The sequence below is a fragment of the Rhizobium sp. NLR8a genome, from assembly GCF_019685235.1.
GTDB lineage: Bacteria > Pseudomonadota > Alphaproteobacteria > Rhizobiales > Rhizobiaceae > Rhizobium.
Genome location: NZ_JABDWI010000007.1, coordinates 139,476 through 151,860 on the forward strand (window position 1 = coordinate 139,476; position 12,385 = coordinate 151,860).

The following is a 12,385-nucleotide window of genomic DNA, read 5'->3' on the forward strand; positions in this document are numbered from 1 at the left end:
CATGGTCTCGGATGGTGCCCGCACGCTGACCTGGGACGGCGCCAACCGGCTGGCGAGCGTCACCCAGGACGGCGCCACGGTGAGCTTCGCCTATGGACCGGACGGCGCCCGGGTGAAGAAGAGCTGGGGCTTCGGCACGACGCTCTATCCCGACGCCAATGTCGAGATCGACCGCTCGACGCCCGGCACCGACATCTACACGCTCTATCCGCATCCCGACGCCAAGATCGCCGTCACATCAGGCAGCACCGAGCAGGACAAGTTCTTCCTGCACCGCGATCATCTCGCCTCGGTTCGGCAGGTGACCAACGAAAGCGGCTATCGTATCGAACAGACCGGCTATGCCGCCTATGGCGAAGCCACCAACACCAGCTTCCAGACCAAGAAGAGCTACATCGGCGAACGCTTCGATGCCGAAACCGGGCTGATGTATCTCAATGCCAGGTATTACGATCCGGCGTTCGGGCGGTTCATCTCGCCGGATGATTGGGATCCGACCAAGGAGGGCGTCGGCACCAACCGCTACAGCTACTCCGAAAATGATCCCGTCAATAAGTCCGATCCGAATGGGCACCAATGGGGCCAGCTCAGCGGAACTAGCACAACAGGCTTCTTTAGCGATTTTATCGGCAGCCTTTATGGTCAAAATCCTCACAGCCGGCAAAGTGACCAAGTGCTAGCTGACCGGGCCGGGAAAGACGTGCAGGCCGCAACCGTGACAGTCGCGAAGACAGCTGCAGATCAAACAGGTCTACCGGATATTTATGATGGAATACGCAATAGGAGTGCTTGGCGGATAGGTGTCGGTGTTCTCACAGCCGCTTCACTTGTTGGGGGACCAGAAGGCAAGGTGATCGAGAAGCTGGGTGCGGAGGCAGCGAAGAAACTCTCATCCAGGATATTGACCGTTGAAGAGGCAGGCGCAAATCTCGCGCAGCGGATCGGAAAAAACCGCGTTTCCGTTATGACGCCCTCCGGCCGATGGCATATTGATCTGGCTGGAAAGCCGCACTTTGAGAAATCACTAGGTCAGGAAATCCCAGCTCCACATGTGAAATTCCAAAAGCTACATGAGGCACCGGATGGTAGGACGAGCCTCAGCCCTGGCACTACAAGGGCGGCGACGTGGGATGACATCAGAACAGCGCTAAAGATCATTGAAAGGTGGGGTAACTAATGGATACCGTTTCAAGACTCTGTGCCTGGTTTGAGCGCCAATGCGTAGACGAATGGCACGAGGATCGCGGGGTTAAAATTGACACCATAGACAACCCTGGTTGGTCGATGAAAGTTGACCTCAAGGGAACTGCCCTCCAAGATAGGGACTTCGAAGAGGTGCGAGTTGAAAGATCAGATCGTAATTGGTTTGTTGCTCGCAGAAATGATCAAAGCTTCGAGGCATTTGGCGGTCCACTCAATCTTAACGAGATGATTGAAAGTTTTCTCACTTGGGCCGAATAGTTCGACGACCGACAATGCCGGCGACAAGACCCTCGACGAGATCTACAGCTATTCGCCGAGCGGCAGCCTGCTGTCGCGCACGCGGATCGGCGCCTATATCCATCCGAATCCAGCGGCGATCCGTCCGTATGCGGCAACCCAGATCCGCGCCAAGACCATCGACCATGCGACTATGACGCCAACGGCAACATAGTCTCGACGGCAGCCGCGCACTGACCTGGGACAGCAGATTTGGGAGGATAGAATGAGCGATATTTGGGCCATTCGCGACGCTCGCCTGCTTGAAGAGGAACAACCTGTGGTGAAAGACCTGCGCGAGGCAGGCGCGAACATCACCTCGGTTTGGGACCTGGTTAACAGCAGAAGTGGATATCCGAATTTGGTACCGATCTTGATGAAGCATTTGCAATTGCCTTACTCTGATCGAACACGAAGCGGGATTGCTAGAGCTCTAGCGGTTCCCGCGGGCGGCGAATATTGGGACTTCCTTGTTCAGCAATACATCAACGCGAAGCAAGGCAAAGGCCCTGTTTTCCCCGATGAGGAAACGGAATTTGTCTTGGGGTTCAAGGAAGGTTTGGCTTGCGCGCTTTCCGGATCAGTAACTGAAGAGAGGCTTCATGACCTTATTCGATTGGCAAAAGATCCCTCCAATGGAGAAAGCCGCCTCTTGCTGATTGGACCCTTGAGGCGCTCGAAAGGCGCTATCAGCAAAGATGCGGTCGAGGAACTACGACACGATCCGCAGCTCGCTAAAGAAATCAACTCTTGGCGCAAGAAGTAGCGGACGTCGCATCAGGCCAGGAACCACTCGCGTGTGACACACGTCAGCTTGCTCTGAGGCGGAAGTGAACCGCGCCCCGATTAGGGCGCGATCAGAGTGAGTGAGTTAGTTACTTGACCTATCTATTGTCCAGCTGCGACCTCACCAGCCTCAACCCTCGTTCATTAATCCGGTAAGGTTGACCGCCTGAGGACTTGATCGCCTTCAGCCGCTTCAGCCTGCGGAAAAGGTCGAGGTCGACGCCGGGATAGAGCCAGCCGTCGCGGGTGAAGCAACTGACGTTCTCGATTTTTCTGTTGTCGTCGCGGGTAATTTCGATACGGCCGCCTTGGGCCATGAGATGCAGGATGCGCTGCTCCGTGCGGGAAATGTCCATGTTGTGAGATCCGGTATCGCGCCGTAGGGGCGCACAAAAACGATCTGGCGCTCATTCGAACGTCAGGGCTTCGTTTTTTCGGGCCCATGCGCGCAAGAAAACTTGCGGGCAGGGCCTTTACCGGCTCTCAGACTGGCTCAACATAAAATATCTATTATTCAGCCCCGAAAAAGCGGTCAAGCGCATCCCTGTCGGTGAAATCCGGTCGAAAACGCTGGTTTCGCTTGATCATCCCTTTGCAGCTACTGGTAAATTCCGCGACTCAGTGCTCTAGTTGGAGGGGTAACGCGGAGGTGTCGTTGATCCACATTCGCAATGCCCGCGACGGGGAAGCGGAGCTATTGAGCGAGATCGGGCTCAGGGCCTGGCAAAAGGCGATGGCGTCGATTGGCGAATCGGATGCGATGATCGACGCGGCGCGCAACGCCTTTCGCAACTTCGTGGAGAATGATTGGCTGACAATCACCGTCATCGAGCAGAACGGCCAGGTCGCAGGCTGGGCTGCACGCGAGGGATTGGACGAAACCATCTCGGATTTCTGGATCGATCCCGTCTTCACCCGGCAGGGACTCGGCTCAGCCCTTCTCGAACGCATCGAGAAGGATATCGCCGGCCGAGGCTTCGAGACGGCGGCGGTGCAGACCCATTCCAGCAATAGCGAGGCAATCGGCTTTTTTCGGAAGCACGGTTACGGTATCCACTGGCTGTCGGTCGCCTATAATCCGAAGCTTGACCGAGACGTGCCCTCTGTCGGGCTGACGAAGCCGCTGGTTTCGGAAAGCCAAGGCGGATATGGGCAGGAATTCTGAAGTTTAAAAATCCAGATGAAGGCGAGGGGCCCATAGTGTCGCGAGGGCCAGCATCGTGGCCAAGGCGCCGTGAAGGATCAGGATCGCCGCCAGGATCGACCGGAACGGTTCCTTTTTCGTCTTGTGGCGCAGGATCTGTTGTGCCGCCAGCGCACCGAGGCTGCCGCCGATCAGCGCAAGAGTCAGAAGCGAGCGCTCGCTGATGCGCCATCCGCCCTGGCGCGCCGCCTGCTTGTCGAGGAAATAGATCGAAAAGACGATCAGGTTCAGCGCCAGCAACAGTGCGATCAATTTGGTGATGTCGGTCATCGTCATGCGGCTACACTGCCATGCCCCGGTTAACCAGCGGCAAATGTCGCCCCGTCAAACCGCGATCCGCAATGGGGAAAGCCTTGCACCGGAATGCCATTTCCTTTACCTCACCAGTGGAAAAGAACAGCCTGCAAAGAGCATCAGATGACCATTGTCGACGTCCGCACGCCTGATCCGAAACGCTTCATCCCCGGCGCCACCGGCGACTGGGAAGTCATCGTCGGCATGGAAGTCCATGCCCAGGTGCTGTCCAATTCGAAGCTCTTCTCCGGCGCTTCGACGGAATTCGGCAAGCCGCAGAATTCGAATGTTTCGCTGGTCGATGCCGCCATGCCCGGCATGCTGCCCGTCATCAACGAGGAATGCGTCAAGCAGGCCGTGCGCACCGGTCTCGGCCTCAAAGCTGAGATCAACAAGCGTTCGGTCTTCGACCGCAAGAACTACTTCTACCCCGACCTGCCTCAGGGCTATCAGATTTCTCAGTACAAGGATCCGATCGTCGGCGAGGGCAAGATCGTCATTTCGCTCGGGCCGGACCGCCAGGGCCAGTTCGAGGATATCGAGATCGGCATCGAACGCCTGCACCTGGAACAGGATGCCGGCAAGTCGATGCACGACCAGCACGCGACCATGTCCTATGTCGACCTCAACCGGTCCGGCGTGGCGCTGATGGAGATCGTCTCCAAGCCCGACATGCGCTCGTCCGACGAGGCCAAGGCCTATATGACCAAGCTGCGTTCGATCGTGCGTTACCTCGGTACTTGCGACGGCAACATGGATGAAGGCTCGATGCGCGCCGACGTCAACGTCTCCGTGCGCCGTCCGGGCGAGGCTTTCGGCACGCGCTGCGAAATCAAGAACGTCAACTCGATCCGCTTCATCGGCCAGGCGATCGAATACGAAGCGCGCCGCCAGATCGGCATTCTGGAAGACGGTGGCACGATCGATCAGGAGACGCGCCTCTTCGACCCGAACAAGGGCGAGACGCGCTCCATGCGCTCGAAGGAAGACGCGCATGATTATCGCTACTTCCCCGATCCGGATCTGCTGCCGCTCGAATTCGACGACGCCTTCATCAAGGCGCTCGAAGCCGATCTGCCGGAACTGCCCGACGACAAGAAGGAGCGCTTCGTGCGTGAACTCGGCCTGTCGGTCTACGATGCCTCGGTGCTGGTTTCCGAAAAGGCAATCGCCGATTATTTCGAGGCCGTGGCCGCCGGCCGCGACGGCAAGACGGCGGCAAACTGGGTGATCAACGACCTGCTCGGCGCGCTCAACCGTACCGGCAAGGACATCGAACAGACGCCGGTGTCGCCGGCACAGCTCGGCGCGATCATCGACCTCATCAAATCAGGGACCATCTCCGGCAAGATCGCCAAGGATCTCTTCGAGATCGTGCTGACCGAGGGCGGCGATCCCGCCGAGATCGTCGAATCGCGCGGGATGAAGCAGGTGACGGATACCGGCGCCATCGAGAAGGCCGTGGACGAGATCATCGCCGCCAATCCCGAACAGGTCGAAAAGGTCAAGGCGAAGCCGACCATGGCGGCATGGTTCGTCGGTCAGGTGATGAAGGCGACCGGCGGCAAGGCCAATCCGCAGGCGGTCCAGGCGCTCGTCAAGGCGAAGCTCGGCATCGAGGAATAGCCCGTGTATTTCGTCCGCACCGCCGGAGAGCGCGACCTCGAGAAGGTGCGCGTCCTTCTGGCGGAGAGCTTTCACGCCACCTATGACGAGCTCCACGGCACAACAAAGGTGGACGATCTGATCGCCCATCTCTTTACGCCGGCAGCGCTGAAGGCGCGGCTGGTGCGCAGGGACGCCGAGTTCCTCGTCGCCGATAACGGCCGCAACATCGGCGGCGTGGGTTATGCGGCGATGTCGCACGCGCTGACGAAGACGGTCATGCTGCATCTCCTCTATGTCAGTCCGTCGCTGCAGCGCCAGGGCATCGGCCGCGATGTCTTCGCCGAGCTCGAAACCTGCTTTCCGGATGCTGAGATCATGCGCCTGGAAGTCGAGCCGCAGAATGCGGCGGCGATCGCCTTCTACCGGGCGCATGGCTTCACCGAAGTCGGCCGCAATGAGAACAGCGGGCCCGGACAATCCGGCATTCCCTCGCTGATTTTCGAAAAACCGCTGGAAGGGCATTGATCCCGTGGCGGTCAAGTTGTCCGATATTCTCATTCGCGAAGCGCACAGGGATGATCTGCCGGCGCTTGTGGCGCTGTTTGCCGCCGATGCTCTCGGCGGTCACGGCGATACGACGGTTGCCGGGGCTTTTGCCGATTATGCCAGGGCCTTCGCCGTCATTGAGGCTTCGCCCGACCAGACGCTTTATGTCGCAGAGTGCGGCCGCGAAGTCGTCGGCACGTTCCAGATGATGCTCACGACCTCGCTGACAGGCCGTGGTTCTTCGACGATGATCATCGAGGCGGTGCAGACGCGGGCTGACATGCGCGGGCAGGGCATCGGCACCGGAATGATCGAATTCGCCATATCAGAGGCAAAAGGCCGCGGCGTGCGGCTGGTACAGCCGACGTCGAATGCCATACGCAGGGATGCCCATCGTTTCTACGAAAGGCTTGGCTTCAAGCCTTCGCATCTCGGCTTCAAGATGGCCTTGAAATGACCCCTGCCTCTCGTGGAATCGCTGGACAATTCGGCTTGGCGACGGCATAAGCGAGGAGCTAAATTCTGGTTTGGCCCGCACTGGCGGGCACAAGGAAAAGACATGCGGAATCTTCTGGTTCAAATCTTCACCTGGTGGAACAGTCAGACGATAGGCACGCGTTTTGCGACCTGGCGTTTTGGCAAGCGCGTCGGCGAGGATGAATTCGGCAACGTCTATTATGAAGGCGGCATGTCTTCCTATGGTCTGCCGAAGCGCTGGGTGATCTACAAGGGCTATGCCGAAGCCTCCGCCATTCCGCCGGGCTGGCATGGTTGGATGCATCATCGCACCGATGTTCCGCCGTCCAAGGAAAACTACGTCGCCAGGGAATGGCAGAAGGCGCATCGTCCGAACCTCACCGGTTCGCCGCAGGCTTACCGTCCGCCGGGCTCGCTCGCGGTTCCCGGCGAGCGGCCGCGCGTCACCGGCGATTACGACGCCTGGACGCCCGGCAACTGAGACGGCCCGACCGGGCGATCGCAAGCCCGGCTTTTGGCCACAATTGACCTTTACCCGCAGGTTGGCCGCGCTAGACCGCGGCCGTGAACCGAAAATATCTGGAGACGGGTGCATATGAAGCTCTTCACGCGGAACATGGTCCTGCGTGGCGCCGGATCGCTGCTGGCGCTCTCGGCTCTGCTTCCACCGGTTGCGGCGCATGCCGCACGCATCGACAATCCGGTTGCCGTCTTCTCCGGCCTCGACAAGATCACCGGCCGCATCACGACGTTCGATGTCTATGTCAATGAGACGGTACAGTTCGGCGCGCTGCAGGTGACGCCGAAGGCCTGCTATTCGCGCGACCAGGCGGAAGCACAGAAGATCGACGGCTTTGTCGAAGTCGACGAAATCACCCTTGACCGCAAGATCCGCCGCATCTTTACCGGCTGGATGTTTGCCGACAGCCCCGGCCTCAATGCGGTCGAGCATCCGATCTACGACGTCTGGCTGAAGGACTGCAAGACAAGCTCGGACGTCCCGGCTCCGGACAAGGCGACAGCCCGCTGATTGATATCAGCTGGGACAGGCTCCGAAAAATCTTCACAATTTCCGCGCCGTCTCCTGGTTAAGCCGCGAGCCTATGCCGTGGGTGTCTTGTTTCGGGTGAAAAGACCTTTGGCAAACCGAAGCGCACCGCCAAGCACGACGACAATAAGGATGCCGGCCTTTTTCAGGAAGGCGGCGGCAAGCGCCAGGAGCCCTACCTTTGCGGCGATCTTGGCGCCAGCACCCGCGGCGATCATCCCGGCCATTCCGTAGGCTGCGATCTTGTCGCCTTCGACGAAGTCGGTATAGGCCATTCCCTTGTCGAACTGCACGAGCGTCGTCACGGTCGGAATGACCTGCTCGATCTCCTTCAACTGGTTCAGGCCGGCAACGAAATCGAACTCGAATACGCCCTGGCGACCAAGAACGCGTACGGAATAGTTAAGCGTATGCGGGGCTTGCGCATCATCGCCGAACAGCAGATCGCGCGCCCAATGCATCGCATGCGCAGATTTGTCGTAATGCGGCGTCGAGGCCCAGCCGACAAGCGTGATCTTTTGAAAACCCTGCTTCTCGCGCTCGACGTTGTTTTCGCGGATGGAATCCTTGATGTTCTGCAGCAGTTCATCGTAATCGGTCGTGGCGGCGTCGGCGTCTGAGACATAACCGTCGGCGCTGTATTCGACGATGGAACCCCAGGCCTCGATATCGGTCGGCGCGTATTTCGCCGGGAAGATCATCCCCATCGTTCCCTCCGCCGCTTGCGGCGGATTTCCCCAGATATCGACCAGCACCTTCTTCGTATCCGCGGAATTGAGATAGTAGAAGCCTTCGGGGATGTTCAGCGTTGCCTGTGCAGCAGGCAGCTTGATCGCGCCCTGCTGAAAGTCGAGCTTTTGCAGCAATGGTTTTTCTGCGTCCGAAAAAGCCCTGGCAGGGAACATCTCCTGGTAAGGGCGTGCCTCGGCTTGACCCGTGAATAAGGCGAAAAGGATTGCGGCCGCAAAATATCGTTTCAAAATTCTATCCGCCGTTGCAAGGCCAAACCTACTCAATTCGGCTCGAAAAGCAACGCAGGGATGAAACGATCACGCTCAAAACTCCAGGTGTGGCGATTCCATCGCGATGGCAAGCAGCAACGCATATTCAGCCTTCGGCACGTCGATCGCTCCGAACGTCTTCAGGTGCTCGGTGGTGAACTGCGTGTCGAGCAGCGTGAAGCCCTTTTCCCTCAGCCGGTCGACCAGGTGTACAAGGCAGATTTTCGAGGCGTCCGTCCGGCGTGAAAACATGCTTTCGCCGAAGAAGGCCGAGCCAAGCGAGACGCCGTAGAGACCGCCGACCAGTTGATCGCCGTCCCAGGCTTCAACGGTATGGGCATGACCGATTTCGAACAGCGTGGAATATAGCGACCGGATCGTCTGGTTGATCCAGGTGCTCGGGCGCCCCGATGTTTCCTCGGCGCAAGCCGCGATCACCTGGTCGAACGCGTGATCGAATCGGATGTCGAAGGGTTTCCTGCGCACCGTCTTGGCGAGACTTTTCGAGATATGGAAATTATCGAGCGGCAGAACGCCGCGCAATTCCGGTTCGACCCAGAAGATCTCCGGGTCGTCGGCGGACTCGGCCATCGGAAACAGGCCGATGGAATAGGCGCGCAGGAGGATATCAGGGGTTATGCCTGGTGACTTCCTGCGCGATCCTGCCATTCCTGTCCTATGCCGCCGGCGTGTTGGCGAGGTAATGTTCCAGCCAGTGGATGTCATAGTCGCCGTTGGCGATATCCTGGTTGGAGACGAGATCCTGGAACAACGGCAGCGTCGTCTTGATCCCGTCGACGACGAATTCATCGAGGGCGCGGCGCAGGCGCATCATGCATTCGACACGGGTGCGGCCGTGCACGATCAGCTTGCCGATGAGGCTGTCGTAATAAGGCGGGATCTTGTAACCCTGATAGGCGCCGGAATCGATGCGCACGCCAAGGCCACCCGGCGCATGGAAATGGGTGATCGTTCCGGGCGAGGGCACGAAAGTGCGCGCGTCCTCGGCATTGATCCGGCATTCGATGGCATGGCCGGAGAAGTGCACCTCGTCCTGCGTCACCGAGAGACCGCCGCCGGAGGCGACGCGGATCTGCTCGTGCACCAGGTCGATGCCGGTGATCGCTTCGGTGATCGGATGCTCCACCTGCAAACGGGTGTTCATTTCGATGAAATAGAACTCGCCGTTCTCGTAGAGGAATTCGATCGTGCCGGCGCCGCGATATTTCAGCTTCTTCATGGCATCGGCGCAGATCTGGCCGATCTTCATGCGCTGCTCGACATTGAGCGCAGGCGAATTCGCTTCTTCCCAGACCTTCTGGTGGCGGCGCTGCAGCGAGCAGTCGCGTTCGCCGAGATGAATGGCGTTGCCTTCACCGTCACCGAACACCTGGATTTCGATGTGGCGCGGCTTGCCGAGATATTTTTCCATGTAGACGGCATCGTTGCCGAAGGCGGCTGCCGCCTCAGTGCGCGCCGTCGACCAGGCTTCGATCAGATCGGCCTCGCTCTTGGCGACCTTCATGCCGCGCCCGCCGCCGCCGGCCGTTGCCTTGATCAGCACGGGATAGCCGATTTCGGCGGCCGTCCGCAGCGCGTCCTCTTCGGTCTTCACCTCGCCGTCCGAGCCGGGAACGACGGGAATGCCAAGCTCCAGCGCCGTCGTCTTGGCGGTGATCTTGTCGCCCATGATACGAATATGATCCGCCGTCGGCCCGATGAAGGTGATGCCGTGCGCTTCGAGGATATCGGCGAACTTGGCATTCTCGGACAGGAAGCCGTAGCCCGGATGCACGGCGTCGGCGCCGGTGATCTCGCAGGCCGCGACGATCTGATGGATGTTGAGATAGCTCTCGCGCGAGGAGGGCGGACCGATGCACACGCTTTCGTCGGCAAGACGCACATGCATGGCATCGGCGTCGGCGGTGGAATGCACCGCGACGCATGCGATGCCGAGCTCCTTGCAGGCCCGAAGCACGCGAAGGGCGATTTCCCCGCGATTGGCGATGAGGATTTTCGAAATCATGGGCTTGGGCCTATTCGATGACGACGAGGGCTTGGCCGTATTCGACGGGATGTCCGTCGTCGACGAGGATCTCGGTCACCTTGCCTGACTTGGGCGAAGGAATCTGGTTCATCGTCTTCATCGCTTCGATGATGATGAGCGTCTGGCCTTCCTTGACGGTGGCGCCGATTTCGATGAAGGGACGTGCGCCCGGAGCCGGTGCCATATAGACGGTGCCGACCATCGGCGCATTGACGACATTCGCCGGGTTGCGGCCGGGTGCTGCGGCGGGTGCGGCAGCGGCCGCTGCCGGAGCGGTGGCTGCTGCCGGAGCGGCAAAGGCCGGTGCAGCGATCGGCGCCTGGACGTATTGCGGCGTGCCGCCGCGCGAAACGCGGATGCGCAAATCGTCCTGCTCGACCTCGATCTCCGTCAGATCCGTCTCGTTGAGAATATTGGCGAGATCGCGGATCAGTGCCTGATCGATACCCGATTTCTTTTCAGCCATGGTGTTGCCCTGTCTTCTTCTTATGCCGTGATGTTCTTCAGCGCATGGAGCGCCAGGATGTAGCTGTGAGGCCCGAAGCCGCAAATCACGCCCTTGCATGCCGGCGCGATCATCGACTCGTGGCGAAATTCTTCCCGTGCATGGACGTTGGATATGTGAAGTTCGATGACGGGAATTGAAATAGCGCGGATCGCGTCGTGCAGCGCGACTGAAGTATGCGTGTAGGCGCCTGCATTGATGGCGACGCCAGCGGCCGTTTCGTCGGCCTCGTGGAACCAGTCCACGAGCGTGCCTTCATGGTTGCTCTGACGGAAGTCGATATCAAAGCCGAGCTCGCGCCCTGCTGCCTTGCAGTCTGCCTCGATGTCCTTGAGCGTCTTGCCGCCATAAATCGCGGGCTCTCGTTTGCCCAGCATGTTCAGGTTTGGCCCGTTCAGGACAAAAATCGTTTGCGTCATCGAATGTTCCGTAAATGCACGACGGCAACCTATAGACTCCGCGAGGGCTGAATGAAAGCCCTTACGGGTTGGCCGGCAGGAATCGCGCCACATTTGTCCACATGGCTGCAACGCTTCGATTCTGGCGGTTTGATGAGCGGCCGGTCGGCTGTCTGATTCCTCAGCAGGCGGTCTTGCCGCAGCTGCGCATGTTCTTGACCTTGGCTTCGAGATCGTCGAGCCCGACGGCGCCCGGGACCAGCTCGTTGCCGATGACATAAGAGGGCGTGCCGCTGATGCCGAGACTGGAGGCAAGCTGATAGGTCGCCTGAACGATCCCATCGTTCGGGCTCTTCGCCATCTCGGCACGAATCTTGTCTTCGCTGATGCCGAGAGAGCCTGCGACGGCGATCGCGCTTTCTTCCGAGGCGCGGCCTTCGCTGCTGAGAAGGGCGATATGGAAATCGGCATATTTCGCAGGCGCCAGCCTGCGGAAAGCGTCGGCCACTTTGTGGGCGGCAACCGAATCCGGCCCGAGGATCGGGAATTCCTTGAGCACGAAGCGGACGTTCGTGTCCTTCTTCAGCATCGCCTGCATATCGGGAAGCGCGTGACGGCAGTAGGTGCAATTATAATCGAAGAATTCGACGACGGTCACATCGCCCTTGGGATTGCCGAGCGTGACGTCATCCTTTGAATTGAAGATGTTCGCGGTGTTCTCCTCGATCGCCATATTGGCCTTCACCAGCCGCGCGGCTTCCTGCTTCTTCTGCAGCGCCTCCTGGACGTCGAGCATGATCTCCGGATTTTCGATCAGATATTGCTTGATGAATTCGCCGAACTCCTTCTTCTGCTGATCGTCGAGCGCTGCGGCCGGAAACGGGATCGCGATCGATGCGGCAAGCGCCAGTGCGGTGAAGTTTTTCGGGAAGAAGGCCATGATATCCTCGTCATCGGCGATGTGGTCTTGGTCGAGAAAACCGTCGCCGGGT

The 12,385-nt window shown here is 59.3% G+C and carries 18 protein-coding genes; 10 read left to right on the forward strand and 8 right to left on the reverse strand.

The window, feature by feature from the left end; translation table 11 throughout:
- The first annotated feature begins 1 nt into the window (after position 1).
- From HJC04_RS14950 to HJC04_RS14965, 4 genes are read left to right on the forward strand one after another with little or no spacing between them, the layout of a single operon-like run.
- Complete coding sequence (locus tag HJC04_RS14950; RefSeq protein ID WP_221146546.1) at positions 2-1,177, forward strand: RHS repeat-associated core domain-containing protein; 1,176 nt, start codon at positions 2-4, stop codon at positions 1,175-1,177.
- Positions 1,177-1,461, forward strand: a complete 285-nt coding sequence (locus HJC04_RS32235; RefSeq protein ID WP_221122837.1) for an immunity 53 family protein — start codon at positions 1,177-1,179, stop codon at positions 1,459-1,461. The genes HJC04_RS14950 and HJC04_RS32235 overlap by 1 nt, the downstream gene beginning before the upstream one ends.
- The gene (locus HJC04_RS14960) at positions 1,433-1,654 is read left to right on the forward strand and encodes a hypothetical protein (protein WP_221122838.1); all 222 of its coding nucleotides are present in this window, start codon (positions 1,433-1,435) and stop codon (positions 1,652-1,654) included. The genes HJC04_RS32235 and HJC04_RS14960 overlap by 29 nt, the downstream gene beginning before the upstream one ends.
- 51 nt (positions 1,655-1,705) lie before the next feature.
- The gene (locus tag HJC04_RS14965; RefSeq protein WP_221122839.1) at positions 1,706-2,245 is read left to right on the forward strand and encodes a hypothetical protein; all 540 of its coding nucleotides are present in this window, start codon (positions 1,706-1,708) and stop codon (positions 2,243-2,245) included.
- A 118-nt stretch (positions 2,246-2,363) separates the two neighbouring features.
- Here HJC04_RS14965 and HJC04_RS14970 read toward each other — a convergent pair whose 3' ends face one another.
- Entirely contained in the window at positions 2,364-2,621 is a 258-nt protein-coding gene (locus HJC04_RS14970) for a YjhX family toxin (RefSeq protein WP_221146547.1), read from the reverse strand.
- Positions 2,622-2,920: 299 nt separating this feature from the next.
- Here HJC04_RS14970 and HJC04_RS14975 point away from each other — a divergent pair, with 299 nt between their 5' ends.
- Entirely contained in the window at positions 2,921-3,430 is a 510-nt protein-coding gene (locus tag HJC04_RS14975; protein ID WP_221122841.1) for a GNAT family N-acetyltransferase, read from the forward strand.
- A 3-nt stretch (positions 3,431-3,433) separates the two neighbouring features.
- Here HJC04_RS14975 and HJC04_RS14980 read toward each other — a convergent pair whose 3' ends face one another.
- Positions 3,434-3,745, reverse strand: coding sequence for a DUF1294 domain-containing protein (locus HJC04_RS14980; RefSeq protein WP_221146548.1), 312 nt, complete (start codon positions 3,743-3,745; stop codon positions 3,434-3,436).
- 141 nt (positions 3,746-3,886) lie between these two features.
- Between HJC04_RS14980 and gatB the strand changes: the two genes are divergently transcribed.
- The 5 genes from gatB (at position 3,887) to HJC04_RS15005 (ending at position 7,424) form a co-directional block, all read left to right on the forward strand.
- Positions 3,887-5,389, forward strand: coding sequence for an Asp-tRNA(Asn)/Glu-tRNA(Gln) amidotransferase subunit GatB (gene gatB, locus HJC04_RS14985; RefSeq protein WP_210631552.1), 1,503 nt, complete (start codon positions 3,887-3,889; stop codon positions 5,387-5,389).
- Positions 5,390-5,392: 3 nt separating this feature from the next.
- The gene (locus HJC04_RS14990) at positions 5,393-5,896 is read left to right on the forward strand and encodes a GNAT family N-acetyltransferase (protein WP_221146549.1); all 504 of its coding nucleotides are present in this window, start codon (positions 5,393-5,395) and stop codon (positions 5,894-5,896) included.
- Between the two features lie 4 nt (positions 5,897-5,900).
- On the forward strand, positions 5,901-6,374 hold the full coding sequence (locus tag HJC04_RS14995) for a GNAT family N-acetyltransferase (protein WP_221146550.1): 474 nt from the start codon (positions 5,901-5,903) through the stop codon (positions 6,372-6,374).
- 102 nt (positions 6,375-6,476) lie between these two features.
- Complete coding sequence (locus HJC04_RS15000) at positions 6,477-6,875, forward strand: NADH:ubiquinone oxidoreductase subunit NDUFA12 (protein WP_064712858.1); 399 nt, start codon at positions 6,477-6,479, stop codon at positions 6,873-6,875.
- Between the two features lie 114 nt (positions 6,876-6,989).
- Complete coding sequence (locus HJC04_RS15005) at positions 6,990-7,424, forward strand: DUF2155 domain-containing protein (RefSeq protein ID WP_210631549.1); 435 nt, start codon at positions 6,990-6,992, stop codon at positions 7,422-7,424.
- Positions 7,425-7,495: 71 nt separating this feature from the next.
- Here the strand turns inward: HJC04_RS15005 and HJC04_RS15010 are convergent, their stop codons facing one another.
- The 6 genes from HJC04_RS15010 to HJC04_RS15035 all read right to left on the reverse strand — a co-directional run bounded on the left by HJC04_RS15010 (position 7,496) and on the right by HJC04_RS15035 (position 12,333).
- Positions 7,496-8,422 carry a DUF2167 domain-containing protein gene (locus HJC04_RS15010; protein WP_221146551.1) on the reverse strand — a complete coding sequence of 309 codons (927 nt, stop codon included), beginning with the start codon at positions 8,420-8,422 and terminating at the stop codon, positions 7,496-7,498.
- 75 nt (positions 8,423-8,497) lie between these two features.
- Complete coding sequence (gene aat, locus HJC04_RS15015; RefSeq protein WP_221146552.1) at positions 8,498-9,112, reverse strand: leucyl/phenylalanyl-tRNA--protein transferase; 615 nt, start codon at positions 9,110-9,112, stop codon at positions 8,498-8,500.
- A gap of 7 nt (positions 9,113-9,119) precedes the next feature.
- Complete coding sequence (gene accC / locus HJC04_RS15020; RefSeq protein ID WP_210631546.1) at positions 9,120-10,469, reverse strand: acetyl-CoA carboxylase biotin carboxylase subunit; 1,350 nt, start codon at positions 10,467-10,469, stop codon at positions 9,120-9,122.
- A gap of 10 nt (positions 10,470-10,479) precedes the next feature.
- Positions 10,480-10,956 (reverse strand): acetyl-CoA carboxylase biotin carboxyl carrier protein, encoded by a 477-nt coding sequence (gene accB, locus HJC04_RS15025; RefSeq protein ID WP_210631545.1) that lies wholly within the window; start codon positions 10,954-10,956, stop codon positions 10,480-10,482.
- A gap of 20 nt (positions 10,957-10,976) precedes the next feature.
- On the reverse strand, positions 10,977-11,414 hold the full coding sequence (aroQ, locus tag HJC04_RS15030) for a type II 3-dehydroquinate dehydratase (protein WP_221146553.1): 438 nt from the start codon (positions 11,412-11,414) through the stop codon (positions 10,977-10,979).
- 160 nt (positions 11,415-11,574) lie between these two features.
- Positions 11,575-12,333 carry a DsbA family protein gene (locus tag HJC04_RS15035; RefSeq protein ID WP_210631543.1) on the reverse strand — a complete coding sequence of 253 codons (759 nt, stop codon included), beginning with the start codon at positions 12,331-12,333 and terminating at the stop codon, positions 11,575-11,577.
- Between the last annotated feature and the right edge of the window lie 52 nt (positions 12,334-12,385).